Source organism: Curtobacterium uvaldense (genome assembly GCF_028307415.1).
GTDB lineage: Bacteria > Actinomycetota > Actinomycetes > Actinomycetales > Microbacteriaceae > Curtobacterium.
Window position 1 is genome coordinate 210,937 of record NZ_JAQMHU010000001.1, and the last position, 25,526, is coordinate 236,462.

19 protein-coding genes, 1 tRNA gene and 1 pseudogene are annotated in these 25,526 nt (G+C 71.9%); 11 read left to right on the plus strand and 10 right to left on the minus strand.

Annotated features, from left to right (window positions below; genetic code table 11):
* Positions 1-221: 221 nt before the first annotated feature.
* The 5 genes from topA to PIJ49_RS01090 all read left to right on the plus strand — a co-directional run bounded on the left by topA (position 222) and on the right by PIJ49_RS01090 (position 5,790).
* The gene (gene topA, locus PIJ49_RS01070) at positions 222-2,999 is read left to right on the plus strand and encodes a type I DNA topoisomerase (RefSeq protein ID WP_209685275.1); all 2,778 of its coding nucleotides are present in this window, start codon (positions 222-224) and stop codon (positions 2,997-2,999) included.
* Positions 2,996-3,643: a dTMP kinase gene (gene tmk, locus PIJ49_RS01075; protein ID WP_066655139.1), complete on the plus strand. Its 648-nt coding sequence runs from the start codon at positions 2,996-2,998 to the stop codon at positions 3,641-3,643. The genes topA and tmk overlap by 4 nt, the downstream gene beginning before the upstream one ends.
* A 25-nt stretch (positions 3,644-3,668) precedes the next feature.
* Positions 3,669-4,811: a DNA polymerase III subunit delta' gene (locus PIJ49_RS01080; protein WP_209685105.1), complete on the plus strand. Its 1,143-nt coding sequence runs from the start codon at positions 3,669-3,671 to the stop codon at positions 4,809-4,811.
* Between the two features lie 226 nt (positions 4,812-5,037).
* Positions 5,038-5,673, plus strand: coding sequence for a TetR/AcrR family transcriptional regulator (locus PIJ49_RS01085; RefSeq protein ID WP_066655137.1), 636 nt, complete (start codon positions 5,038-5,040; stop codon positions 5,671-5,673).
* Positions 5,674-5,717: 44 nt separating this feature from the next.
* Positions 5,718-5,790, plus strand: a tRNA-Thr gene (locus PIJ49_RS01090).
* Positions 5,791-5,854: 64 nt separating this feature from the next.
* On the opposite strand, the gene PIJ49_RS01095 is transcribed toward PIJ49_RS01090, so the two are convergent.
* The gene (locus tag PIJ49_RS01095; protein WP_271825292.1) at positions 5,855-7,513 is read right to left on the minus strand and encodes an HAD family acid phosphatase; all 1,659 of its coding nucleotides are present in this window, start codon (positions 7,511-7,513) and stop codon (positions 5,855-5,857) included.
* Positions 7,514-7,657: 144 nt separating this feature from the next.
* Between PIJ49_RS01095 and PIJ49_RS01100 the strand changes: the two genes are divergently transcribed.
* From PIJ49_RS01100 to PIJ49_RS01115, 4 genes are all read left to right on the plus strand, one after another.
* Positions 7,658-8,665 (plus strand): Gfo/Idh/MocA family protein, encoded by a 1,008-nt coding sequence (locus PIJ49_RS01100; protein WP_271825293.1) that lies wholly within the window; start codon positions 7,658-7,660, stop codon positions 8,663-8,665.
* 73 nt (positions 8,666-8,738) lie between these two features.
* Positions 8,739-10,235 (plus strand): D-alanyl-D-alanine carboxypeptidase/D-alanyl-D-alanine endopeptidase, encoded by a 1,497-nt coding sequence (dacB, locus tag PIJ49_RS01105; protein ID WP_271825295.1) that lies wholly within the window; start codon positions 8,739-8,741, stop codon positions 10,233-10,235.
* Between the two features lie 40 nt (positions 10,236-10,275).
* Entirely contained in the window at positions 10,276-10,896 is a 621-nt protein-coding gene (locus PIJ49_RS01110; protein WP_066655131.1) for an isochorismatase family protein, read from the plus strand.
* Positions 10,897-10,991: 95 nt separating this feature from the next.
* Positions 10,992-12,419, plus strand: coding sequence for an NAD-dependent succinate-semialdehyde dehydrogenase (locus PIJ49_RS01115; protein ID WP_245172296.1), 1,428 nt, complete (start codon positions 10,992-10,994; stop codon positions 12,417-12,419).
* 89 nt (positions 12,420-12,508) lie between these two features.
* Here the strand turns inward: PIJ49_RS01115 and PIJ49_RS01120 are convergent, their stop codons facing one another.
* The 9 genes and pseudogenes from PIJ49_RS01120 to PIJ49_RS01160 all read right to left on the minus strand — a co-directional run bounded on the left by PIJ49_RS01120 (position 12,509) and on the right by PIJ49_RS01160 (position 21,884).
* The gene (locus PIJ49_RS01120) at positions 12,509-14,401 is read right to left on the minus strand and encodes an ABC transporter ATP-binding protein (protein WP_209685112.1); all 1,893 of its coding nucleotides are present in this window, start codon (positions 14,399-14,401) and stop codon (positions 12,509-12,511) included.
* 272 nt (positions 14,402-14,673) lie between these two features.
* Positions 14,674-16,095 carry an MFS transporter gene (locus PIJ49_RS01125; protein WP_066655129.1) on the minus strand — a complete coding sequence of 474 codons (1,422 nt, stop codon included), beginning with the start codon at positions 16,093-16,095 and terminating at the stop codon, positions 14,674-14,676.
* A gap of 249 nt (positions 16,096-16,344) precedes the next feature.
* Positions 16,345-16,968 (minus strand): annotated as a pseudogene (gene ribA / locus PIJ49_RS01130) (GTP cyclohydrolase II); the annotation flags it as partial.
* Positions 16,969-16,997: 29 nt separating this feature from the next.
* Positions 16,998-18,119 carry a bifunctional diaminohydroxyphosphoribosylaminopyrimidine deaminase/5-amino-6-(5-phosphoribosylamino)uracil reductase RibD gene (ribD, locus tag PIJ49_RS01135; protein ID WP_271825356.1) on the minus strand — a complete coding sequence of 374 codons (1,122 nt, stop codon included), beginning with the start codon at positions 18,117-18,119 and terminating at the stop codon, positions 16,998-17,000.
* Positions 18,120-18,131: 12 nt separating this feature from the next.
* Complete coding sequence (locus PIJ49_RS01140) at positions 18,132-18,728, minus strand: GNAT family N-acetyltransferase (protein ID WP_209685114.1); 597 nt, start codon at positions 18,726-18,728, stop codon at positions 18,132-18,134.
* An 11-nt stretch (positions 18,729-18,739) separates the two neighbouring features.
* A complete protein-coding gene (gene trpS, locus PIJ49_RS01145; RefSeq protein ID WP_271825297.1) occupies positions 18,740-19,750 on the minus strand; it encodes a tryptophan--tRNA ligase in 1,011 nt (336 codons plus the stop codon).
* A 34-nt stretch (positions 19,751-19,784) separates the two neighbouring features.
* Positions 19,785-20,627 carry an exodeoxyribonuclease III gene (locus PIJ49_RS01150; protein ID WP_066658424.1) on the minus strand — a complete coding sequence of 281 codons (843 nt, stop codon included), beginning with the start codon at positions 20,625-20,627 and terminating at the stop codon, positions 19,785-19,787.
* 138 nt (positions 20,628-20,765) lie between these two features.
* Positions 20,766-21,038 (minus strand): HPr family phosphocarrier protein, encoded by a 273-nt coding sequence (locus PIJ49_RS01155; protein ID WP_066655121.1) that lies wholly within the window; start codon positions 21,036-21,038, stop codon positions 20,766-20,768.
* 75 nt (positions 21,039-21,113) lie between these two features.
* Entirely contained in the window at positions 21,114-21,884 is a 771-nt protein-coding gene (locus tag PIJ49_RS01160; RefSeq protein WP_058728882.1) for a DeoR/GlpR family DNA-binding transcription regulator, read from the minus strand.
* A gap of 261 nt (positions 21,885-22,145) precedes the next feature.
* Between PIJ49_RS01160 and ptsP the strand changes: the two genes are divergently transcribed.
* Complete coding sequence (gene ptsP, locus PIJ49_RS01165) at positions 22,146-23,801, plus strand: phosphoenolpyruvate--protein phosphotransferase (protein ID WP_081984946.1); 1,656 nt, start codon at positions 22,146-22,148, stop codon at positions 23,799-23,801.
* A 103-nt stretch (positions 23,802-23,904) separates the two neighbouring features.
* The gene (locus PIJ49_RS01170) at positions 23,905-25,461 is read left to right on the plus strand and encodes a PTS mannitol transporter subunit IIBC (RefSeq protein WP_066655119.1); all 1,557 of its coding nucleotides are present in this window, start codon (positions 23,905-23,907) and stop codon (positions 25,459-25,461) included.
* Positions 25,462-25,526: the final 65 nt, after the last annotated feature.

Sequence of the window (25,526 nt, forward strand, 5' to 3'; positions counted from 1 at the left end):
CACTCGACGCCTGCGCCACCGCGGGCTCCGCCGCCCGGGTCCGGACGGTGGCGGGCTCCGGACCGTTCGCCGTGAGCGCAGTGGCCGTCGCCGGGCCGCCACGCGGGCTGCCCGACCAGTGTGTGTATGGTGTGCACGTCGGCCCCCGGTCACCGTTGTCCCGGTCGACCCGGACACCGTTGCGGTCCTGGGCCGGCGCGCACCATCGATCAAGGAGTCACGTGCCAGGCACGAAGAAGCTCGTGATCGTCGAGAGCCCTGCGAAGGCGAAGACGATCGCGCAATACCTCGGCGACGGATACGAGGTCCAGGCGTCCGTCGGACACATCCGCGACCTCGTCGAGCCCAAGAACCTGCCGGCTGAGCTCAAGAAGGGCTCCCTCGGGAAGTTCTCGGTCGACGTCGACAACGGCTTCGAGCCCTACTACGTCGTCTCCGACGCGAAGAAGAAGACCGTCACCGAGTTGAAGCGCGCCCTGAAGGACGCCGACGAGCTCTTCCTCGCAACAGATGAGGACCGCGAGGGCGAGGCGATCGCGTGGCACCTCCTGCAGGTGCTCAAGCCGAAGGTGCCGGTCAAGCGCATGGTGTTCCACGAGATCACCAAGGAGGCCATCCAGCGTGCGAAGGAGGCCACCCGTGAGCTCGACACCGCCCTGGTCGACGCGCAGGAGACCCGCCGCATCCTCGACCGTCTCTACGGGTACGAGGTCTCGCCGGTGCTGTGGCGCAAGGTCGGCCCCGGGCTGTCCGCCGGTCGTGTGCAGTCGGCGGCGACGCGACTCGTCGTCGACCGGGAGCGCGAGCGCCTGGCGTTCGTGTCGGCGAACTACTGGGACCTGACGGCTCGGTTCGAGAAGGTCGGCGACACCGCCTTCACGGCGCGCCTCGCCCGACTGCAGGGCACCCGTGTCGCCTCGGGTCGCGACTTCGACGACCGCGGCGCGCTCAAGGGCGAGGCCGTCCGCCTGGACGAGGCCTCGGCCGCGGCGCTCACCACCGTGCTCGAGCGGGCCGGCGACGCCGTCGTCCGCAGCGTCGAGTCGAAGCCGTACACCCGTCGGCCCGCCGCACCGTTCACGACGTCGACCCTGCAGCAGGAGGCGGCTCGCAAGCTCCGCTTCTCCGCTCGGCAGACGATGAGCGTCGCGCAGTCGCTGTACGAGAACGGCCACATCACCTACATGCGTACGGACTCCTCGTCGCTGTCGCAGCAGGCGATCACCGCCGCGCGCAAGCAGGCCTCGGCGCTGTACGGGCCGGAGACGATCCCCGACAAGCCACGCAGCTACGCCGGCAAGAGCAAGAACGCGCAGGAGGCCCACGAGGCCATCCGCCCCGCCGGCGACACGTTCCGCACCCCGTCCGAGATGAACGGCGTGCTGCGGGGCAACGACTGGAAGCTCTACGACCTCATCTGGAAGCGGACGGTCGCCTCGCAGATGGCCGACGCCAAGGGTTCGACCGCGTCGGTCGTCCTCGGCATCACGTCGACCGACAGCGTCGCAGGGGTCGCCTCGACGGCGAACGGGACGGACGCCGAGTTCACCGCGTCGGGCACCGTGATCACCTTCCGCGGCTTCCTCAACGCCTACGAGGAAGGCCGCGACGAGGAGCGCCACGGCGGGGGCGAGAACGGCGATGCCAAGCTCCCACAGATGGCCGAGGGCGACCACCTCGGCGTCACCGAGGTCGAGGCCAAGGGCCACGACACGTCGGCTCCGCCGCGTTACACCGAGGCGAGCCTGGTGAAGACGCTCGAGGAACTCGGCATCGGTCGTCCGTCGACCTACGCCGCCATCATCTCGACGATCATGGACCGCGGGTACGTCACGCAGCGCGGGAGTGCCCTCGTCCCGAACTGGATCGCGTTCAGCGTGGTCCGGCTCCTCGAGGACCACTTCGGCGACCTCGTGCAGTACGACTTCACCGCCGGCATGGAAGAGGACCTCGACCGCATCGCGAGCGGCGACGCCGACCGCACCGACTGGCTCAAGGGCTTCTACTTCGGCGGCGACGACCACCGCGGGCTCCGGACCGTCATCGACAACCTGGGCGAGATCGACGCGCGCGACATCAACTCCGTCGAGCTCGCGCCGGGTCTGACCCTGCGGATCGGGCGGTACGGCCCCTACATCGAGGTGCCGAGCGACGACCCCGAGAAGCCCCGTCGCGTCAACGTGCCCGAGGACCTGGCGCCCGACGAGCTGACGACCGACAAGGCCCGCGAGCTCGTCGAGGCACCCGTCGTGGGCGACCGCGTGGTGGGCATCAACCCCGAGACGGGCAAGGAGGTCCTGGCGAAGGACGGTCGCTTCGGGCCGTACGTCACCGAGCGCACCCCCGAGCCCGAACCGACCGTCGACCCGTCGACGGGCGAGGTCACCGAGCCGGCCGCCGATGCAGCACCCGCAGCCGCGGACCAGGCGACCACCACCGCGAAGGGCGCGAAGGCCCCCGCGAAGAAGACGACGAAGAAGGCCGCGGCGCCGAAGGAACGCACCGCGTCGCTCTTCAAGTCGATGGACCCGCAGACCGTGGACCTCGAGACCGCGCTCAAGCTCCTCGACCTGCCCCGCGTCGTCGGCAAGGACCCGGAGTCCGGCGACGACATCACGGCGCAGAACGGTCGTTACGGCCCGTACATCAAGAAGGGCACGGACACCCGCACGCTGCCGAGCGAGGACGCGATCTTCGAGATCGACCTGCCCGGTGCGGTGGAGCTCTTCGCGCAGCCCAAGTACGGCGGCCGACGCGCTGCCACGGCCGCGCTCAAGGAGTTCGAGGCGGACCCCGTGTCCGGGAAGCCCATCAAGGTGAAGGACGGCCGCTTCGGTCCGTACGTCACCGACGGTGAGACGAACGCGACGATCCCGCGCGGCGAGGACGTCGAGACCGTCGACCACGCCCGTGCCGTGCAGCTGCTCGCGGACAAGCGTGCCAAGGGGCCGGTGAAGAAGAAGGCGCCGGCGCGGAAGACCGCGGCCAAGAAGAAGTGACCGGGCGCTTCATCACGCTCGAGGGCGGCGACGGCGCGGGCAAGACCACCCAGGCCGAGCTCCTCAGCAGATGGCTCGAGGAGCACGGTCGGACGGTCGTCCGCACGCGTGAACCCGGCGGCACGGAGCTCGGGCAGCGCATCCGCGAGATGGTGCTGCACGAGCGCGGGCACGTCTCGGCGCGCGCCGAGGCCCTCCTCTACGCCGCGGACCGGGCGCACCACGTCGAGACGGTCGTCCGCCCCGCGCTCGCCCGGGGGGAGGTCGTCCTGCAGGACCGGTACATCGACTCGTCGGTGGCGTACCAGGGCGTTGCACGGGGTCTGGGTGCCGAGCGCATCCGCTCGGTGTCCGACTGGGCGGCCGACGGCCTGCTCCCGGACCTGACGGTGCTGCTCGACCTCGACGTCACGGTCGGGCGGAGCCGGGTCGCGGCAGCTCGGGGCGACGTCTTCGACCGCCTGGAGTCCGAGGCGGCGTCGTTCCACGAGACCGTCCGACGGGCCTTCCTGGACGCTGCCGATGCGGAGCCGGAACGCTTCCTCGTCGTGGACGCCGGGCAGCCTGCCGACACGGTCCACCGCGCGGTCCGCGCCGCGGTCGGTGCCGTCGTCGGGATCGCGGACGAGGACGGTCCGGCGTGACGGTGGCTGCTGACAGGATGTCCTCGTGAGCGTGTGGGACGGCCTGACCGGACAGGACGACGCCGTCGCGGCCCTGCGCAGTGCGGCCGAGGCTCCCGACGGGACCGGTGGCATGACCCACTCGTGGTTGATCACCGGGCCGCCCGGGTCCGGCCGGTCGAACGTCGCCACCGCCTTCGCTGCCGCCCTGGTCGGTGCCGGAGCGGACGACGACCACGCCCTGCGGCAGATCACCGCGCGCACGCACCCCGACGTGTCGGTGCTCACCACACAACGCGTCATCATCACGATCGACGAGATCCGTCAGCTGGTGACGTCGTCGTACTACTCGCCCTCGGTCGGTCGGTACCGCGTGGTGATCATCGAGGACGCCGACCGCATGACGGAGCGCACCTCCAACCTGCTGCTCAAGGCACTCGAGGAGCCGCCGGAGCGGACGGTGTGGATCCTGTGCGCGCCGAGCGAGGCGGACCTGCTACCGACGATCCGGTCCCGCGTGCGCTCGGTGCGGCTCCGGGTGCCCGACGTCGCGTCCGTCGCGGAGCTCATCGTGGCCCGGACCGGGGTCGACCGGGCCCTCGCGACCGATGCCGCGCGGCAGGCGCAGAGCCACATCGGGATGGCGCAGCGACTGGCGACGAGCGAGGACGCCCGCACACGCCGACGCCGGACACTCGAGACCGTGCTCGGGGTGCGCTCGGTCGGCGACGCCGTGATGGCCGCCGCCGAGCTCCTGGCGGTCGCCGACGAGGACGCCAAGGCGATCACGCAGCAGCGGGACGGCGAGGAGCGGGACGCAGCCCTGCGGTCACTCGGCGTGGAGCCGGGCGGCACGGTGCCACCGGCGCTGCGGTCGCAGCTGCGGGCGCTGGAGGAGGACCAGAAGCGCCGGGCGACCCGCAGCCTGCGCGACGGACTCGACCGGATCCTCGTCGACGTCTCGTCGCTGTACCGCGACCTGCTCCTGCTCGGCCTCGGTGCGCCGGCAGAGCCGGTGAACCTGTCGATGCGCGACCAGCTGGACCGGGCGCTCGAGGTGGTGCCGCCGTCCGCGGCGCTCGAGGTGCTCGACGCGGTGTCGCTCGCCCGCTCGCGGATCGCGGCGAACGTCGCGGCACTGCTCGCGCTCGAGGCGCTGCTCGTGACCGTGGCCCGCGCGACCCGCTGACCCGCGTGGCCCGCTGACCCGCGCGACCCGCTGGCCCGCGCCACCCTGACCCGTGCGGCCCGCGCCACCCTGACCCGCGCGGCCCGGACCGCCGTGACACCGGACCCCTGGCGACCGGGGTCGCGGGGCGGGCGTGCGCCGTGCCTCCCGGCCGGTCAGCCTCCACCCACCGGACCCTGCGCGACCCCGCAGCCGATCGCCCCGACCACCGTGAGAAGATCGCGACATGCCCGAAGCCGCACCCGGACTGCGTGAGCGCAAGCGCCGCGCCACCCGTCTCGCGATCCAGCAGGCCGCCCTGCGGATCGCACTCGACTCCGGCTGGCCCGCCGTCACCGTCGACGAGATCGCCCGACGAGCGGACGTGTCCCCGCGGACGTTCTTCAACTACTTCCCGAGCAAGGAACAGGCGCTCCTCGGGGACGACCCGACGCTGCCGACGGGACCGGCGCTCGACACCTTCCGCGCCGGGGGACCGAGCGGCGAGCTCCTGTCCGACCTCGGCACCCTGCTCGTGCACGCGACGGGCGAGCTGGTGGAAGAACGCGGGCTGCTCGCGGAACGGCAGCAGGTGCTCCGCGCCGCTCCGGAGCTGTTCACGCGGCGGATGGCCTCGATGAAGGAGTTCCAGGCCGAGATCGAGGAGGCCGTGGCGGGGCGGCTCGCGGACACGGAACCCGACCTGGCGTCGGACCCAGACGCGCTGCGGCGCCGCGCCCGGCTCGCGTCGGTGGTGGCGCTGGCAGCGCTCCGACACGCCTGGTGGGAGTGGTCCGACGGGGCCACCGAGACGCAGCTGACCGAGGAGCTCCAGCGGTCGTTCGACGAGCTCGGCGCGCTCGTTTCGCGTTCGCTCGTCTGAACCTGTATAGTCATTGCTCGTGCCGCTCCGGGAACGGAGCGTCCGCCGCCTTAGCTCAGTCGGCAGAGCGATTCACTCGTAATGAATAGGTCGTCGGTTCGATTCCGACAGGCGGCTCGACACCGGAACCCCCGGTCGGACACTGTCCGACCGGGGGTTCCGTCGTTGTCGGGCCGCTCGGCTAGGGCAGGTAGTAGGTCGGGTTCGGCAGCTTGACGCTCCGGTCCGACGATCCGCCGAGCAGGTCGCTGTACTGGTCGCCGAGGTTCGCGACCACGTCGTACCCGCCGCCGGCGGGGGACTCGATGTGCGCCCGGGTCTGCGCCTTGTACTCGACCGTCGTGCACTTCGCGGCGGCGCAGGTCACGTACGACGGCTGCTGGGAGCTGCCGGTGCCGGTCCACTTCGTGTAGTAGGTCCGGTTCCCGCCGGTGGTCGCGGCGAACTGCGGGTAGCCGACGGCGTGCAGGTTCGCGATGGTGGCGTCCTGCTGCGCCTCGTTCCGACCGGTCACGCCGATGACGGTGCAGCCCGCCTGCTGCGCGGCGGCGACGAGCGTCGGCATGCCCGGCGTCGCGGGGAAGCGCTGGTCCTGCACCCACTCGTCCTGCAGTGCGGGGTCGAACACGAAGTGCATCGCGGCGACCTCCATGTCGTAGGTCCACAGCGTCGTGTCGTCGGCGTCCAGGACGATCGCCGGGTTGCGGTGCTGCTGCCGGGCGACGGAGCACTGCCGGGCGATCGCGGGGGCCTGTCGTGCCACGAGCCGGGCCGTCTCGCGGACGTAGGGGGAGTCGGTGCGGTTCGCGAGTCCGGTGCCGGGGTCGCCGTAGTAGGTGGCGATGGTCTTCTTGACGGAGTCGATGTTCGGGATGCCCTCGCCGCCCTGCGTGGCGCCGGAGGAGCCGTCGGCGGCCATCGTGAAGTGGGTCCTCGGGGCGAGGCGCGGTTCGCGCACGCCGGGCAGGTCCGCCGAGGGCAGGGAGTACGTGGGGTTCGGCAGCTTCAGCGTCCGGTCGGCGTACCCGCCCTGCAGGTCGCTCCACTGGTCACCGACGTTCAGTGCGATGTCGTAGCCGAGGTCCTGCTCGATGTGCTTCCGGGTGAGTGCCTTGTACTCGACGGTGGTGCACTTCGCGGCTGCGCAGGTGATCCAGGACGGCTGCTGGGACGCGCCGGTCCCCGTCCACTTCGTGAAGAAGTGGTCCTCGGAGAAGGCCGTGTAGCCCACCTTCGCCAGGTTCTGCACGGTCGCCGTCTTCTGGTCGTCGGTGCGGCCGGTCAGGCCGAACACGGTGAAGCCCATCGCCTGCGCGCGGTTCACGAAGCCGACCATGGACGGGGTCGCGGGGAAGCGCTGGTCCTGCACCCAATCGTCCTGGCGCGCGGGGTCGAAGACGAAGTGCATGTCCGCGACCTCCATGTCGTAGGTCCACAGCGTGGTGTCGTCGGCGTCGAGGACGATCGCCGGGCGCTGCCCGTGCCGGACGGCGCGGTCGTGGATGCGGCGGAGCTGGCGCGTCTCGCGGTCGACGATCGACCGCACCTCGCGGACGTAGGGGGAGTCGGTTCGGTTCGCGAGTCCGGTGCCGGGGTCGCCGTAGTAGGTGGCGATGGTCTTCTTGACGGAGTCGATGTTCGGGATGCCCTCGCCGCCCTCCGTGGTGCCGGAGGAGCCGTCCGCGGCCATCGTGAAGTGCGTCCTCGGGGCGAGCGAGGAGTCGGGGCCGTGAGCGGGCGGCGTCCAGCCGTGCGCGTCGGCCGGCGCCGCGGTGAGGACGGTGGACACGACGAGGAGTGCCGCGCTCGTGGCGACGGCGGTGCGGAGGGATCGGCGCATGGAGACCTGGTGACCTTCGAGTCGGGGACCGCCCCCGATCGGGGGACAGCAGCACGCTAGTTGTCGGTCAGCCGAGTGGTCCATGTGGGTCCGTACAGGTGCCTGCCGCGTCGTCGCCCGGCGACCGGCTGGTAGACAGGTGCCATGACGGTTCGCTGGGGAGTCATCGGTACGGGCGGCATCGCCCACTCGTTCGTGGCGGACTGCACCGCCGCGGGGATCGACTTCGTCGCGGTGGGGAGCCGCACGCGCGAGTCCGCCGAGGCCTTCGCCGCGGAGCACGGCATCACCCGCGCGCACGGCTCCTACGCGGACCTGGTCGCCGACCCGGACGTCGACGCCGTCTACGTCGCCACACCGCACTCGCGTCACGCCGAGGACGCCCTGCTCGCGATCGACGCCGGCAAGCACGTCCTGGTCGAGAAGGCGTTCACCATCACCGCGGCCGAGGCGCGTCGGGTGGTCGACGCCGCCCGCCGCGCCGACGTCGCCGTGACCGAGGCGATGTGGACCCGCTTCCTGCCGCAGATGCGGATGATCCGCGAGCTCGTGGCCGAGGGGCGCATCGGACGCCCGCGCCTGGTCGAGGCCACCCACCACCAGGCCCTGCCCAGCGATCCCCGCCACCGGCTGAACGACCCGGCGCTCGGCGGCGGCGCGATCCTCGACCTCGGCGTGTACCCGATCTCGTTCGCGGTGGACGTGCTCGGTGTGCCGACCGCGGTCACGGCCGTGGGCACGCTGAGCGACCAGGGCGTCGACACCCAGATGGGCCTGGTGCTCACCCACGAGGGCGGTGCCCAGTCGATGATCCACTTCAGCCTGGACCTGCGGAGCCCGAACACCGCGTCGATCATCGGCGAGGACGGGCGCATCGACCTCGACGACACCTGGTACACGCCCACCACGTGGCGGCTCCGTGACCGCGACGGCACGGTCCTCGAGGAGTTCGACTCGCGCGAGGAGCTCGCCGGCTACGCCCACGAGGCGCGTGCGTTCGAGGCGATGGTCACCTCCGGGACGCACGAGGGCGGCCCGATGGACCCCGAGGAGACGATCGCGATCACGGCCGTCATGGACGAGGCCCGTCGGCAGGTGGGCGTCCGCTACGCGGCCGACGACGACGGATCGGACGCGCCGTCGGCCGACTGACGTCCGCCGGCGGGTGCGCCGGTGACCGATCCGGTCTGGAGGCTCCTCCCGCGGTTCCGTAGGATCGGTCGCGATGTCCGACCAGCAGCCCACGTCGAAGTCCGTCCCGGCACGCCTCCGCGGCGCCGTCGGGTCCCTGCGCCGCTCCGCGGCTCGCCGACCGGTCCCGTGGATCGCCGGTGGTCTCGTCGGTGTCCTCCTGCTGGGCTCGGGCGCCTCGGTCGCCGTGGCTGCCGCGACGATGCCGTCCCGCCCGTCCGCGGCGACGCGGTCGGCCGCCGCGACGACCGCGCCGTCGGACACGCCCCGGAGCTCCGCGACACCGAGTGCGACGCCGACGGACGAGTCCCGCTCGGTGCCGGACGACGCCGCCGGCCCGTCGGCCCTGCGGACCTGCACGATCGACGCCGCGGCCTCGGCAGCCGGCCTCGGGTCCTTCGAGGGCTTCGTCATGGACGCGGAGTCCGGGGAGACGCTGTTCTCGCGGAACGGGGAGGAGGCGGCACAGACCGGCAGCGTGATGAAGACGCTGACGAGCGCCACGGCCCTCGCGGTCCTCGGCGGCGACCACCGCATCCCGACCACGGTGACGAAGGAGGCCGACGGCACCGTCGCGCTCGTCGGTCACGGCGATGCGACGCTCTCGGCCGGCAACGGCACGGTGTACCCGGGCGCGCCGACCCTCGCGCAGCTCGCACAGCAGGTGAAGGCGGCCCTCGGTGACGCCCCGGTGACGACGATCGTCGCCGACGACAGCTACTGGGACGACGCCGACGCGTGGGACCCGACCTGGCCGGAGAGCGAGCGCACCATCGGGTACCAGCCCCGGGTCACCGCGCTCATGGTCGACGGCGACCGGGCGAACCCGGCCGCTGCGACCTCGCCCCGCTCCACCGACCCGGTCGGTCGCGCCGGAGCAGCCTTCCGCACGGCACTGGCGAACGCGGGCGTCGCAGGAGCCGGGAACGCGCAGGTGGTGCAGCGCGCGACCACGAGCACGGACCAGATCGCCTCGGTCTCCTCGCAGCCGGTGTCGACGTTGATCGGGCAGATGATCCCGAACTCCGACAACACCCTGGCCGAGATGCTGGCGCGCGTCTCGTCGAAGGAGTCCGGTGCAGGCGGGTCGGCGGCGTCGCTGACCGGCGTCTACCAGGAGGCACTCGCCGGCTACGGCGTCGATCCCGCGGGCATCACGATCGAGGACGGCTCGGGGGAGAGCGCGGCGAACGCGGTGTCGCCGTCCTTCGTCGCCCACCTCATGGTCGCGGTCGCCGCGGGGGATAAGGGCCTCGGCGTGCTGTCCGGGGCGCTCCCCGTCGCCGGCGTGTCCGGCACCCTGTCGAGCCGGTTCACGGGGGAGAACGCGGTGGCGCGCGGCAAGGTGCACGCGAAGACCGGGTGGATCGACAGCGCGAACACGCTCGGCGGGTACATCGACGCGGCGGACGGCCGACGCCTCACCTTCGCGTTCTACGCGATCGGGTCTCCGCGTGCCGCGGCACTGCCGGCGCTCGACGCCGTCACCGCGGCGACGTACCGGTGCGGTGGGAGCCTGACCTCGTCCTGACGTCCACGCAGCCGCAGGGTGCCGGGTGCAGGATGGGTACATGGCCAGGGCACTGCTCGTCGTCGACGTCCAGAACGACTTCACGGAGGGCGGCGCGCTCGGTGTGACCGGGGGCGCGGCCGTCGCGGAGCGCATCAGCGCGTTCCTCCGTCGGCACGCGGACGAGTACGACCTCATCGTCGGCTCCCGCGACTGGCACCACGGCGACGACGACAACGGCGGACACTTCGCCGGACCCGAGGGGCCGGACTTCGTGGACACGTGGCCGGTGCACTGCGTCGGTGGCACGCCCGGTGCGGCGTACCACCCGGACCTCGACACGAGCGTCATCGACGTCGACGTGTTCAAGGGGCGGGGCCGGCCGGACTACTCGGCGTTCCAGGCGAGCACGGACGACGGCACCGCGCTGCCGGACCTCCTCGCCGACCGTCGGGTGACGACGGTGGACATCGTCGGCATCGCCACCGACCACTGCGTGCGCGCCACGGCGCTCGACGCGCGGGCCGCCGGGTACGACGTCGCCGTCTACGACGACCTCGTGGCCGGGGTGGACCCGGACCGCAGCGCACGGGCCCTGGACGAGATCAGCGCGGTCGGCGGGCACGTCGACCACAGCGACATGGACGAGGGGCTCGCGAACCCCGGAGGAGCAGTACTGTGACCGCACCCACCACCACGACCAGCGGACCCGCCCCGGCCGGCCCGACCACCACCGTCTCGGACGACCACGTCACCGTCGCCGACGTCCCCACCGGGCTGTTCATCGGTGGCGAATGGCGTTCCGCGAGCGGCGGCGCGACCTTCCCCGTCCGCGACCCCAGCACGGGCGAGGTCCTCGCCGAGGTCGCCGACGCGACGCCCGAGGACGGCATCGCCGCCCTCGACGCCGCCGTGGCCGCGCAGGAGGCCTGGGCCTCGACCGCGCCGCGGCGACGGTCGGACATCCTCCGCCGGGCGTTCGACCTGGCCCACGAGCACGAGGACGACCTCGCCGCCCTGATGACGCTCGAGATGGGCAAGCCCCTCGCCGAGTCCCGGGGCGAGGTCGCCTACGGCAGCGAGTTCCTCCGGTGGTTCTCGGAGGAGGCCGTCCGCATCTCGGGTGACTACCGCACCAACCCGGAGGGCACCGGACGCGGCATCGTGCTCCGACGCCCCGTCGGTCCCGTCTACGCGATCACGCCGTGGAACTTCCCCCTCGCGATGGCGACGCGCAAGATCGGCCCGGCACTCGCGGCCGGCTGCACGGTCGTGCTGAAGCCGGCGGACCTCACGCCGCTCACGACGCTCTTCCTGGTCGAGTTGTTCCGCCGCGCCGGGCTGCCCGACGGCGTGCTCAACGTGGTGCCCTCGCGCGATGCGAAGGCGCTGTCGGAGCCGATCATCGCCGACCGCCGGCTCCGCAAGCTCACCTTCACCGGTTCGACGCCGGTCGGGTCGGCACTCCTCAAGCAGGCCGCCGACAACGTCCTCAAGACGAGCATGGAGCTCGGCGGCAACGCTCCGCTCCTCGTCTTCGACGACGCCGACCTCGACGAGGCGGTCACGGCGGCGATGCAGGCGAAGTTCCGCAACGTCGGCGAGGCCTGCACGGCGGCGAACCGCTTCTTCGTGCAGGAGGGCATCGCCGAGTCCTTCACCGCGGCGCTCACCGCGAAGGTCGACGGACTGCGGATCGGCCGGGGCACCGAGGACGGGACGACCATCGGTCCGCTCATCGACGACCGCGCCGTGGACAAGGCCGCCGGGCTCGTCGACGACGCCGTGCAGCGGGGTGCCCGGCTCGTGACCGGCGGGGAGCGGGTCGACCGTCCGGGCACGTTCTACGCACCGACGGTGCTCGACGAGGTCCCGCCGGGGTCGGACATCCTCACCACCGAGATCTTCGGGCCGGTCGTGTCGATCACGCGGTTCGCCACCGAGGAGGAGGGCATCCGCCTCGCGAACGACACCGAGTACGGGCTCGTCGCGTACGCCTTCACGACCGACCTCCGGCGCGGTCAGCGGCTCGCGGAGCGTCTCGAGACGGGCATGCTCGGGCTGAACACGGGCGTCGTGTCGAACGCGGCGTTCCCGTTCGGCGGGGTCAAGTCCTCGGGGCTCGGCCGCGAGGGTTCGCACGAGGGCCTCGAGGAGTACCTGGAGTCGGTCTACGTCCTCACGCCGGACCCCTTCGCCGCCTGACCCCCCTCCGCACGACGCAACGTCGGCGGTTCCCCGCAACGGTACAGCCCTGCGAGGAACCGCCGACGTTGCGTTCCGCGGGATCGACGTCAGACGAGCAGCTGGTGCTTCGCGAGGTCGCGGTAGAGCGGGGTGGACTGCACGAGCTCCGAGTGCGTGCCCGTGCCGACGACACGGCCGTGCTCGAGCACGACGATGACGTCGGAGTCGACGACGGTCGACAGCCGGTGCGCGATGACGAGCAGCGTCCGGTCGGCCGCGACGGCGTCGATCGCGAGCCGCATCTTCTGCTCGTTCACCCCGTCGAGCGAGGACGTCGACTCGTCGAGCAGCAGGATCGGGGGCGCGGCGAGCAGTGCCCGGGCGATCGCGAGCCGTTGCCGCTCACCACCGGACAGCATGACGCCGTCCTCACCGACCTGGGCGTCGAGCCCGCGGGGGTCGCGGTGCAGCACGTCGCCGAGGTTGACGGCCTCGAGCACCCGGACGCACTCGGCCTCGGACGCGTCGGGGGAGCCGAGCAGCAGGTTCGCCCGGATGGTGCCGGCGAGCACGGGGGCGTCCTGCTCGACGTACCCGATCTGCGCGCGGAGCTCGGCGCGGTCGAGCCCGCGGACGTCGACGCCGCCGAGCCGGATCACACCCGAGGTCGGGTCGTAGAAGCGCTCGATGAGCGCGAGCGTCGTGGACTTGCCGGCCCCGGAGGGACCGACCAGCGCCACCCGCGCGCCGCGGGGCACGCGGAACGACACGTCGTCCAGCACCACGTCCTCGGCGGAGGGTGCGGCGTCGACGGCACCCGAGCCTCCCGACCGGTCCGTCGCGCTGCCCGCGCCCGTCGCGCCGTCCGCGCCCGACGCGCTACCCGCGCCCGACGCGCCGTCCGCGCCCGTCGCATCCGCAGCCCGCGCGTACCGGAACGTCACGTGCTCGAACGCGATCGCGTCGTCGGTCTCCGTCGCCGCGGCGACCCGGACGGCACCGTCGTCCTGGTCCTCCGTCGGCAGGTGCAGGATCTCCTCGATGCGGCCGAGGGCGCCGAGTGCCTGCGCGACCGCGACGGCTGCGCCGAGGGCCTGCCCGAGCGGCATGACCATCATGAAGAGCAGCAGGATGAAGGTGATCAGCGTGGCGATGGTGATCTGCCCCGCGGCGACCTGTGCACCCCCGACCCCGAGCACGGCGATGAACGCGACCTGCATCACGATGCTCGCGACCGGCACCACGAACGCCGACATCTTCGCGATGTCCAGGCCGCGGCGGTAGGCCTCGGTGGCGTGGCCGTCGACCTCCGCGACCTCGCGGCCGGTAGCCCCGGCGGCACGGATCGTGCGGACGGCACCGATGCCCCGCTCGACCGCCGCGGTCAGGTCGCCGACCTTCTCCTGGGCACGCTTCGACGCGACGCGGATGCGTCGGCTGAGCCCGCCGACGACGACGATCGCGACGAGGACGATGACGACGGTGATGCCGAGGAGCAGGGGGTCGATGACCGCCATCGCGATGATCGCGCCGACGAACGTCAGGGCGCCACCGATCGACTCGATGAGTCCCTGCGTGAGCACGGCGCGCAGGAGCGTCGTGTCGCTGCCGACGCGGGACACGAGGTCGCCGGTGCGGCGGGTGTCGAACTCCGAGATCGGCAGGTTGAGGATCCGCGCGATGAGCTTGCGGCGGGTGGAGAGCACCACGCCCTCACCGGCGCGCTGGAGCAGGAAGTGCTGCACGCCGTTCAGGACGCCCGAGACGAGCACGAGGGCGACGAGCGCCCAGACCAGGATCGAGAGCGTCTCCCCGTGCTGCACGGCGGTGACGACCTGGTTGACGAGCAACGGCTGCGCGAGCGACGCGCCGGCTCCGAGGACGCTCAGCACGATGATCACGGCCATCGCGGGCTTGTTCTCGAACAGGTAGGTCAGCAGGCGGCCGAAGCTCGCCCGTGGGCCCTCGGACGGCTTGCGGCGTGCGGAGAAGAGGCTCATCGTTCCTGGTTCCTGCCGCCCGTGCGAGGTGTGCTGGCGGCCGTCGTCCATCTTCGCACCGTCCCGTGGGAGCGTGGTGCGCGGCGTCGTGTTGGTCGTCTCGCCGTTGAACGACATCCCCGCTGTCGGACGACGTCGGGGGTGTCGTCCCACAGCGGCAGCACGCGCAGGCGACATCGCGCGCGCGACCCTGGACGCGACGGACGGGAGGCGCGGTGCCGGACCGGCACCGCGCCTCCCGTCCGTCGGGTGGTCGCGTCAGGACGCGCCGGTCATGCCCGCACGTCTGCCGGAGCAGCGTCCGGCGAACCGGCTGCGTCGGCCTCGTCGAGCCCCGCACCCTTCGTCTCACGGACGAAGAACAGCGCGACCACGGTCACCACGGCGGCGAGCGTCAGGTAGAGCCCGACCCAGACGATCGTGCCGTCCGGCTGCCACAGCGCCAGGGCGATCGTCGGTGCGAGCGACGCCCCGAGGATCGACGCCACGTTGTAGGCGATCGCCGACCCGGTGTAGCGGACGTTCGTCGGGAAGAGCTCCGGCAGCAGGGCCCCCATCGGACCGAACGTCAGGCCCATGAGCGAGAGCCCCACGACCAGGAACGTGACGACGGTGATCGGCCCGGTCGACGCGGCGAACCAGAACTGGAACGTCAGGCCGAACAGGGCGATGCCGATCGTGGTGGGGATCAGCGTGCGTCGGCGGCCGTACCTGTCGGCGAGCCACCCGGCGATCGGGGTGAAGACGCCGAAGAACACGACGCCGATCATGAGCAGCGTGAGGAACTCGCCCCGGCTGTACCCGAGGCCGACCTTCGGCACCAGCGGGCCGGCCTCGGCGGCGGTGGTGCCGTAGGACAGCGTGAACGTCGTCATGAAGTAGAAGAGCACGTAGGTCGCGACCATGCCGAAGGTGCCGACGATCAGGGCCTTCCACGAGGTGCGGAACACCCGTCCGAGCGGCACCTTGGCGACCGAGCCGGACTCCTGCACGCCGCGGAACACCGTGGACTCGACGAGCTTGAACCGGACGTAGAGGCCGACGATCACGAGGACGGCCGAGAGCAGGAACGGGATGCGCCAGCCCCACGCCTGGAAGTCGGCGTTCGGGGTGCCGTCCGCGCCGGCGGGCATCGCGGCGTTGATCGCGATGAACAGGCCGTTCGCGAGCAGGAAGCCGATCGGGGCGCCGAGCTGCGGCATCGACCCGAACACACCGCGCTTGCCCTTCGGCGCGTTCTCGGTCGCGAGCAGCGCCGCGCCGGACCACTCGCCGCCGAGCCCGACGCCCTGGGCGAAGCGCATCACGGCGAGCAGGACCGGTGCCCAGATGCCGATCGACGCGAAGGTCGGCAGGCAGCCGATCAGGAACGTGGCGGTCCCCATCACGAGCAGCGACGCGACGAGGGTGGCCTTGCGACCGACACGGTCGCCGAAGTGGCCGAAGACGATCGACCCCACCGGGCGGGCGAAGAACGCCAGGGCGAACGTGACGAAGGACGACAGCTGCGAGGCCGTCGGGTCCTCGTTGGGGAAGAACAGCGTGGGGAAGACGAGGACGGCGGCGGTCGCGTAGACGTAGAAGTCGTAGAACTCGATGGAGGTTCCGACGAGGCTGGCGATGATCACGCGGGAGCGCGGGTTGCCGGTGGCCTTCGTGTCGGTCGTGGCGGCGGGTGCCGGGGCGGCGGTCATGTACGGGGACTCCGAGGGGAGCACTCACGAGGAGCGCGGCGGTGTACCGAGGCTGCGGACACCGGTCGGTCGCGCGGGGTGGCGCGGGCTCGGACCGGGTGCGTTCGGTGGGTGGTGGACCGCTCGTGACGGAACCCTCACCTTACGACACCCGTCGCGCAGCTGGAAATCGGCCGGGAGGCCCGTGGCAGCGTCCGCGCGCCGCGGAGCGTCCGTCAGCCGGCCACCGCCGTCAGCCGGCCATCCCCGTCAGCTGGTCGCGCCGGTCTCCAGGTGCGCGGGCAGCTGGTGGCCCATGCGGTCGCGCTTGGTGTCGAGGTACCCGGCGTTCTGCGCGACGACGCCGACCACGAGCGGGACCAGCGACGACACCGCGATGCCGTGCTCCTCGAGCTGCCGACGCTTCTCGGGGTTGTTCGAGAGCAGTCGGACGCGGGCGATGCCGAGGTCGGTGAGGATGCCCGCCGCGCCGCCGTACTCGCGGGAGTCGGCCGGCAGTCCGAGCGCGAGGTTCGCGTCGAGCGTGTCGAGACCGTCCTCCTGCAGGCGGTAGGCCTTGAGCTTGTTGATCAGCCCGATACCGCGTCCCTCCTGCCCGCGCAGGTAGATCACGACCCCGCCCTCGGTGGCGATGGTGTCGAGCGCGGCGTCGAGCTGCGGCCCGCACTCGCACTTCAGCGACCCGAACGCCTCGCCGGTCAGGCACTCCGAGTGCACGCGGACCAGGGCGTCGTCCCCGGGGGCCGATCCGTCGGGCAGCGCGGCGATGATCGCGACGTGCTCGGCGCTCGTGACGAGGTCGCGGTAGGCCCGCATCTCGAACGTGCCGTGGGTGGTCGGGACGGTGGTCGCGACCTCGAACTGCACCGGGCTGCCCGGGGTGGGGGAGGTGAGGGCGTCGGTCATGGGGTGCTCCGGTCGTTCTGTGCCTGGTCGGCGGTCCTGGTCGTCGCGGCCGTCGACGTCGCGTCGTCGGCACGGGCGGTCCGGGCGCGGTGGGGTCGAGCGCGGACCAGGAGGTCGGGTCCCAGGCTGGTGGTCGATGTGATGTCCAACGGGTGGCGGTCGCCGATGCTTCCCACGCCGACGTCACCGATCGCGACGCGCGGGCCACCGAGCAGCACGGGCGCGAGGTACACGAGCAGCTCGTCGACGAGGCCCGCGGCGACGAGCGCCGAGGCCACGGTGGGACCGCCCTCGACGAGGACGCTGTGCACGCCGTGGTCACGCAGGGTGCGCAGCGCGGCGGCGAGGTCGTGCCCCGGCAGGGCGAGCAGGCCGCGTGGGTGGCGTCGGACGGCCGCGTCGTCGGGTACCGGGCGGTCGCCGACGACGACGGGGAGCGGCTGGTCGGCGAGCAGTTCGCCGGCGTCGCCGCGTGCGGTGAGGCTCGGGTCGTCGGCGAGCACGGTGCCGGTGCCGACCAGGATCGCGTCGTGGGCGGCACGCTGCTCGTGCACGTGCTGTCGGGCTGCCGCGCCGGTGATCCACTTGCTCGTGCCGTCGGCGGCGGCCGCGCGACCGTCGAGGCTCGACGCCCACTTCACGGTCACCCACGGGCGCCCGGTGCGGACGGACAGCAGCCAGCGCTCGAGGAACGCCTCGGCCTCGTCGGCGAGGACGCCGCTGACGACCTCGACGCCGGACGTCCGCAGTCGCTCGGCCCCGCCGCTCGCCTGCTCACCCGGGTCGTCGACGGCGTAGACGACGCGGCCGACGCCGGCCTCGATCAGGGCGAGCGCGCAGGGGCCGGTGCGACCGACGTGGTTGCACGGCTCGAGCGTCACGACGGCGGTGGCGCCCCGCAGCTGTTCGGCGGGCACCTTCGCCATCGCGTCGACCTCGGCGTGCGGGGTCCCCGCGCCCTTGTGCCAGCCGTCGGCGAGGACGTCCCCGGCGGGGGAGAGCAGCACGGCACCGACGCGGGCGTGGTCACCGACGACCGGTCCGAGCGCGGCGAGCTCGAGGGCGCGGCGCATCGCCCGGAGTTCCTCGGGGCGGGCGCGCGGGTCGGACGGCGACATCACGCTCCGACACTACCGACGAGGCGTCGATGACGCGTCACCTTGCTGTCCCCTGTCAGCGAACGACGCCGCGGGCCAGGGCAGGTCGGACGCAGGGACGCCGTCGGCGCGACGGAGGCCGGTCCACGCGGTCGTCGGCCCGCCGTCCCGGTCGGGGATCCGGGCGGTCCCGGTGCCCGTGAACGCGAAGCCGCCGGCGCGGGCCACCGAGGCGGAGCCGACGTTGCCCTCGTAGCACTCCCAGTACACGTCGGGCGCCCCCTGGGAGAACGCCCACGCGACGACGAGCTCCACCGCCGCGTGCATCAGGCCCTGGCCTCGGGCCGTCGGTGCGAGCCAGAAGCCGAGGTCGCGGTGCTCGGTGCGGAACGACACCACACCCTCGAGCCACGTCGACCCCGGGCGCCGGATGCCCCACGTGTACTCGCGGTCGGACGCCCACCCCGGGCCGACCAGCGCGTCGACGAAGGTCTGCGCGTCGCGGTCCGTGTACGGCGTCGGGACGGTCGTCCACCGCACGACCGACGGGTCCTGGCAGCCCCGCGTGATGGCCGCGGTGTCGGACCGGGTCGGCACCGTGAGGTGCACCCGGTCCGACGACAGCGTCACGGGGAGCATCGTCAGCCGCGCGAGCGGGGCACGAAGCCGATGCGGTCGTACACGCGGGCGAGCGTGGCCTGCGCGATGGACTCGGCACGCTCGGCGCCGACGGCGAGCAGCCGGTCGAGCTCCGCAGGGTCGTCGAGCAGTTCGAGCGTCCGCGCGCGCACGGGTTCGAGCTCGGCGACGACGGCGTCGGCCACGGCACCCTTGAGGTCGCCGTAGCCCTTGCCGACGAACTGTTCCTCGAGCGACGCGACCGTGGTCCGCGTGAACGCCGACAGGATCGCGAGCAGGTTGGTCACGCCGGGCTTCTCCTGGCGGTCCGCCCGGATCTCGCGCTCGGTGTCGGTGACGGCGGAGCGGATCTTCTTCGCGGTGCGCTTCGGGTCGTCGAGCAGGCGGATGAGGCCGTTGTCCGACGCGGCGGACTTGCTCATCTTGCTCGTCGGGTCCTGCAGGTCGTAGATGCGTGCGGTCTCGGTGCCGATCTGCGCCTTCGGGACGACGAAGGTGTCGCCGAAGCGGGAGTTGAACCGGGTCGCCAGGTCCCGCGTCAGCTCGACGTGCTGTCGCTGGTCGTCGCCGACCGGCACCACGGCGGTGTCGTAGAGCAGGATGTCCGCCGCCATGAGGACCGGGTACGTGAAGAGCCCGACCGAGGCCGCCTCGGCGCCCTGCCGTGCCGACTTGTCCTTGAACTGGGTCATGCGGCTCGCCTCGCCGAACCCCGTCAGGGTGTTCAGCACCCAGGCGAGTTCGGCGTGCGCCGGCACGTGCGACTGCACGAACAGGGTCGACTTCGTCGGGTCGATGCCGGAGGCGATGTACTGCGCCGCGGTCGCCCGGGTGCTCGCGCGGAGCTCCGCGGGGTCCTGCGGGGACGTGATCGCGTGCATGTCGACCACGCAGTAGATGGCGTCGTGGTCGTCCTGCAGGTCGCGCCACTGCATGAGCGCCCCGACGTAGTTGCCGAGGTGGAGGGATCCGGCCGACGGCTGGATGCCCGAGAAGATGCGCGTCTTGGTCATGAGGGTGTTCCTGTACTGCGTGGAGGGGAGGGGGTCAGAGCTCGTAGTCGACGACCACGGGGGCGTGGTCGGACCATCGCTGGTCGTACGCCGCAGCGCGGTCGACCGTGCAGCTCGTGACCTTCGCGGCGAGGTCGGGGGTGGCCACCTGGTAGTCGATGCGCCATCCGGAGTCGTTGTCGAACGCCTGCCCGCGCCACGACCACCACGTGTAGGGACCGTCGACGTCGCCGGCCTGCTCACGGCCGACGTCGACCCAGCCGAGACCCGGCGCGGTGGACCCGTCGGCGCCCTCGACCTGCTCGCCCTCGGCGCCGAAGAACCGCGAGAAGTAGGCGCGCTCCCGCGGCAGGAAACCGGCGCGCTTGACGTTGCCCTTCCAGTTCTTGATGTCGCGCTGGTCGTGCCCGACGTTGAGGTCGCCGACGACGACCGCGAGCGGGTTGTGCTCGCGCAGCGCGGGGAGCCGCTCGGTCATCCCGTCGAGGAACTTCCACTTCTCGTCCTGCTTGGGGGTGTCGACCTCGCCCGAGTGGACGTAGCAGGACACCACCGTGACCGTGGTGCCGTCGAGCTCGTAGTCGGCCTCGATCCAGCGCCCGGCGGAGTCGAAGTCGGACGGGCCGAGCTCCACACGGTGGACGTGCGCGCGGTGCCGCGAGGCGATCGCCACCCCCGCGCGGCCCTTCGCCGTCGCGGGGTCGTGCACGATGTCCCACTCGTCGCCGAGCAGCCCCGCCAGGTCGTCGGTCGAGGCGCGGACCTCCTGCAGGGCGAGCACGTCGACGTCGCGGGTGGCGAGCCAGTCGCCCATGCCCTTCCGGAACGCGGCGCGGACGCCGTTCACGTTGACGGATGCGAGGCGCAGGCGTGTCATGCCGACCACCCTACCGACGCGCGCCGACGGCTCCGGCCCAGCCCGTCGCCGTGGGTCGCGAGAGACGGACGGGAGGCACGGTGCCAGCTGGCACCGTGCCTCCCGTCCGTCGTGTGGTCGCGTGCGCGACCGACCTGCTCAGGCCGCGTCGTGGTCCGTCTGCAGGAACTCGACCAGGCTGTCGGCCGTCGTCTCGGCGTCGTCGCCGGTCACCGTGAGGGTGACCTCGTCGCCGTTCTCGATGCCCAGGCCGAGGAGCGCGAGGATGCTGCCCGCGTTGCCGGACTTGTCGCCCTTGGCGATCGTCACCTGGTGACCGGACGCGGTGACGGTCTGGACGAAGAGGGACGCGGGGCGGGCGTGCAGGCCGGACGCGCTGGCGACGGTGACGGTGCGGGTGGCTTCGGACATCGATGGACTCCTGTCGACGGGTGGTGCGCTCATGCTAGCGAGCGCGTGGTGGGCGGTCCCGGGGACCGGCGCCGGTCAGTCGCGACCGGGCCAGAGGACCTCGGTGCCGGCGGCCTCGACCTCGCGCACGAGGTCGGCGTTCACGCCGGGGTCGGTGATGATCGTGTCGATCGCGGCGAGCGGCGCGACGCGGCCGAACTCCTCGCGGCCGAACTTGGTGTGGTCCGCGAGCAGGATGCTCCTGCGGGCGGACTTGATCATCGCGCTCTTCACGGCGGCCTCGGCCATGTTGTGGGTCGTCAGCCCGCGCTCGGGCGTGATGCCGTTGATGCTGATGAAGGCGACGTCGACGCTGACCATGCCGATGAGCTGGTGCGTCCAGGTGCCGACGCCGGCGAGCGAGTCGCTCCGGATGTTGCCGCCGAGCAGGTGCAGGTCGATGCCGGACCGGTTCGCGACGGCCATGGCGACCGGCAGCGAGTGGGTCACGACGGTGAGCCCGCGGTCGGTGGGGAGCATCTCGGCCAGGCAGATCGTCGAGGTCCCGGCGTCGATCATCACCGAGCCGTTCTCCGGCAGCTCGGCGAGGGCCGCCTCGGCGATGACCATCTTCTCGGCCTGGTTGATGCCGCCGCGGTCGCCGACGCCCGGGTGCAGGGTGATCCGCTCGACGGGGATCGCGCCACCGTGTGCACGACGGACGAGCCCACGCCGCTCCAGGCTGGTGAGGTCACGACGGATGGTCTCGGGCGTGACCTCGAGCAGCTCGGCGAGGTCCTTCACGTCGACCCGTCCCTGCGACCTCGCGCGTTCGACGATGCGCTGGTGGCGCTCTGGTGCGTACATGGACCTCGTCGTCTCGGTCGATCGGCCTGCTCGGAACAGAACGGGCATGCTCGGGCAGACCGGCGCCGGATCCGTCCGGATCGCTTCGTCCGCCAGACGCAAACGGGCATCTGTTTCTGCATTTTTATCCCCGGATGTGTTTGTTTGTCAACGCGGATCGGGGTAGTGTGCTGCCAAGCCGCACGGGCGTGGTCCGTTCGTGTCGCTGCGCACCGAACGAACCACCCCCACCGTGAGCGCGTGGAGATGAAGGAGTCTCGAATGTCCGAACTGCTCGGCACCGGCGTCGGCCGTGGCGTCGCCCACGGCCCCGTGCTCCGCATGGCGGACCCGCTCGGCGAACCCTCGAAGGACGCGCTGGCCGGCACGGCGGACGACGCGAAGCACGCCGTCGCCGAGGCGCTCGCGGCCGTGGCCGAGGACCTCAACAAGCGCGGACAGCTCGCCGGCGGCGACGCCCAGGCCGTGCTCGAGGCGCAGGCGCTCATGGCGCAGGACCCGACGCTCCTCGACGACGTGCACGCCCGCATCGACGGCGGCACCAACGCCGAGCGTGCGGTGTTCGAGGCGTTCGGCCAGTTCCGTGACCTCCTCGTCGGCATGGGCGGCTACATGGGGGAGCGCGCGGCCGACCTCGACGACGTGGCGCAGCGCATCATCGCGAAGCTCCGCGGTGTCCCCGCCCCGGGCGTCCCCGAGTCGGACACCCCCTTCGTCCTCGTCGCCCGTGACCTGGCGCCGGCCGACACCGCGCTGCTCGACCTCGACAAGGTGCTCGCCCTCGTCACCCGTGACGGCGGCCCGACCTCCCACACCGCGATCCTCGCCCGTGCCAAGGGCATCACCGCGATCGTCGGCGTCACCGGCGCCGATGACCTGTCCGACGGCACCCACGTCGTCGTGGACGCCGCGGCCGACACCGTCGTCACCGACCCGTCCACCGAGCTCGTGGCCGACGTCGACCAGCGCATCGCGGACCGCCTCGCCGCTGCCGCCGCACCGCTGACCGCCGGTGCACTCGCCGACGGCCACACCGTCCCGCTGCTCGCGAACCTCGGCAGCCCCGCCGACGCCGCCGGCGCCGTTGCTCTCGGTGCGGAGGGCGTGGGGCTCTTCCGCACCGAGTTCCTCTTCCTCGACTCGCCGAAGGCGCCGACCGTCGAGCAACAGACCGAGTCCTACCGCCAGCTGCTCGAGGCGTTCCCCGGCAAGAAGGTCGTCGTCCGCGCGCTCGACGCCGGCGCCGACAAGCCGCTGCCCTTCCTCACCGACAAGGACGAGGAGAACCCGGCGCTCGGCCGTCGCGGACTGCGCGCGCTGCGGAACCACGAGGAGGTCCTCCGCGACCAGCTCACCGCGCTCGCCCAGGCCGACGCGGCGACCGAGGCCGACCTCTGGGTGATGGCACCGATGGTCGCCGACGCCGAGGAGACCGAGTACTTCGTCGACCTGGCCCGCGAGCTCGGCATCCGCACCGCCGGTGTCATGGCCGAGGTGCCCTCGCTCGCACTCATGGCCGAGCAGGTCTTCACGAACGCCGACTTCGTGTCGATCGGCACGAACGACCTGACCCAGTACACGATGGCCGCCGACCGCATGCTCGGCACCGTCGCGTCCTACCAGGACCCGTGGCACCCCGCCGTGCTGCGCCTCGTCGCACAGCTCGGTGCGGCCGGCGCCGACGCGGGCAAGGCCGTGGGCATCTGCGGCGAGGCCGCGGCCGACCCGCTGCTCGCCGTCGTGCTCGTCGGCCTCGGCGCCACCACCCTGTCCATGACCCCCGCGGCCCTGGCCGACGTGCGCGCCGAACTCGGCAAGCACTCGCTCGAGCAGGCCCGCGAGATGGCGAAGGCGGCACTCGCCGCGAGCACCGCGGCGGCGGCCAAGTCCGCCGCGGCTGCCGCGCACGCCGTCTGACCCGACCAGCTCCACCCCACGCAGCACCCGCACCACCGCAGCACCAGCACCACCGCAGCACCCCTTCACACCGCAGCAGCACCCATCACAGAAAGCCAGGCACATGACAACGTCGTCCGTTGCAGCGCCCGACGCACCCGCGAAGTCGCGGGGCGGCGCACGCGTCGCCGTCCAGAAGTTCGGCACGTTCCTCTCCGGCATGGTGATGCCGAACATCGCGATCTTCATCGCGTGGGGCCTCATCACCGCCTTCTTCATCGAGACCGGGTGGACGCCCGTGGGCGTCCTCGGCGGTTTCGGTGAGACCGACGGCGTGGCCAACATCGGTCTCGTCGGCCCGATCCTGACCTACCTCATCCCGCTCGCGATCGCCTTCCAGGGCGGCCGGATGATCTACGAGACCCGCGGCGCCGTCGTCGGGTCGATCATGGCGATGGGTGTGATCATCGGCGCCAACGGCACGATCATGATCCTCGGCGCGATGATCTGCGGCCCGCTCGGCGCGTGGCTCATCAAGCAGATCGACAAGATCTGGGACGGCAAGATCAAGCCCGGCTTCGAGATGCTCGTGAACAACTACGCGGCCGGCATCCTCGGCTTCGTGCTCGCGCTCGTCGGCTTCTTCTGGCTCGCGCCGCTGTTCAAGCTCATCGCCGAGGGCCTCGGTGCCGCGGTGAAGTTCCTGGTCGACAGCTCGCTCCTGCCGCTCGCCAGCGTCATCATCGAGCCCGCCAAGGTCTTCTTCCTGAACAACGCGATCAACCACGGCGTGCTCGACCAGCTCGGTGCGCAGCAGGTCCAGGAGTCGGGCAAGAGCATCCTGTTCCTGCTCGAGGCGAACCCCGGCCCGGGTCTCGGCATCCTGCTCGCCTTCACCTTCTTCGGTGTCGGCATCGCCCGCTCGACCGCTCCCGGTGCGATCCTCATCCAGTTCTTCGGCGGCATCCACGAGATCTACTTCCCGTACGTGCTGCAGAAGCCGGTCCTGTTCCTCGCCGTCATCCTCGGCGGTGCGACCGGTGTCGCGACCAACGTCGCGTTCCAGTCCGGCCTGGTCGCGCCGGCTTCGCCCGGTTCGATCATCGCCGTCCTCACCGCCACGGCGAAGGACAGCTACGTCGGCGTCATCCTCTCGGTGATCCTGTCCGCGGCGGTCTCGTTCGCGGTGGCCTCGTTCTTCCTGCTCGCCAGCCGCAAGCGTGACCTGGCGAACAACGGTGGCGACATGAGCGCCGCGATGGCGAAGCTCCAGGCCAACAAGGGCCGCGACGTCAACGCCGCGACCTCGGGCCTGCTCGGCAACAACGCGCCGGCCAACGACGAGGAGGCCGAGGCCGCGCTCGGTGGCGTCGGTTCGGCGTCCACCGCGACGGCGACCCGGGTCGAGAGCGTCGTGTTCGCCTGCGATGCGGGCATGGGCTCGAGCGCCATGGGCGCCAGCGTCCTGCGCAACAAGGTCAAGAAGGCGGGCATCGAGGGCGTCACGGTCGTCAACAAGGCGATCGCGAACCTCGACGGCACCGAGGACCTGATCATCACGCAGGAGGAACTGACCGACCGTGCGAAGCAGAAGAACCCGAACGCACAGCACGTGTCGGTCGGCAACTTCATGAACGCGCCGCAGTACGACCAGGTCGTCGACCAGCTCAAGAACCAGTAACGAAGTGCAGTATCGGAGGGGACGGGTGCGAACCCGTCCCCTCCACCACGTCCGTCGAGAACAAG

Excerpts from the sequence above, each read along its gene's own strand:
- PIJ49_RS01100 (WP_271825293.1), top strand. The coding sequence starts at position 7,658 with ATGACGGTTCGCTGGGGAGTCATCGGTACGGGCGGCATCGCCCACTCG.
- PIJ49_RS01085 (WP_066655137.1), top strand. The coding sequence starts at position 5,038 with ATGCCCGAAGCCGCACCCGGACTGCGTGAGCGCAAGCGCCGCGCCACC.
- PIJ49_RS01160 (WP_058728882.1), bottom strand. The coding sequence starts at position 21,884 with ATGTACGCACCAGAGCGCCACCAGCGCATCGTCGAACGCGCGAGGTCG.
- ptsP (WP_081984946.1), top strand. The coding sequence starts at position 22,146 with ATGTCCGAACTGCTCGGCACCGGCGTCGGCCGTGGCGTCGCCCACGGC.
- trpS (WP_271825297.1), bottom strand. The coding sequence starts at position 19,750 with ATGACCAAGACGCGCATCTTCTCGGGCATCCAGCCGTCGGCCGGATCC.
- PIJ49_RS01095 (WP_271825292.1), bottom strand. The coding sequence starts at position 7,513 with ATGCGCCGATCCCTCCGCACCGCCGTCGCCACGAGCGCGGCACTCCTC.
- PIJ49_RS01120 (WP_209685112.1), bottom strand. The coding sequence starts at position 14,401 with ATGAGCCTCTTCTCCGCACGCCGCAAGCCGTCCGAGGGCCCACGGGCG.
- PIJ49_RS01110 (WP_066655131.1), top strand. The coding sequence starts at position 10,276 with ATGGCCAGGGCACTGCTCGTCGTCGACGTCCAGAACGACTTCACGGAG.
- dacB (WP_271825295.1), top strand. The coding sequence starts at position 8,739 with ATGTCCGACCAGCAGCCCACGTCGAAGTCCGTCCCGGCACGCCTCCGC.
- ribD (WP_271825356.1), bottom strand. The coding sequence starts at position 18,119 with ATGTCGCCGTCCGACCCGCGCGCCCGCCCCGAGGAACTCCGGGCGATG.
- PIJ49_RS01155 (WP_066655121.1), bottom strand. The coding sequence starts at position 21,038 with ATGTCCGAAGCCACCCGCACCGTCACCGTCGCCAGCGCGTCCGGCCTG.
- PIJ49_RS01150 (WP_066658424.1), bottom strand. The coding sequence starts at position 20,627 with ATGACACGCCTGCGCCTCGCATCCGTCAACGTGAACGGCGTCCGCGCC.
- PIJ49_RS01125 (WP_066655129.1), bottom strand. The coding sequence starts at position 16,095 with ATGACCGCCGCCCCGGCACCCGCCGCCACGACCGACACGAAGGCCACC.
- PIJ49_RS01170 (WP_066655119.1), top strand. The coding sequence starts at position 23,905 with ATGACAACGTCGTCCGTTGCAGCGCCCGACGCACCCGCGAAGTCGCGG.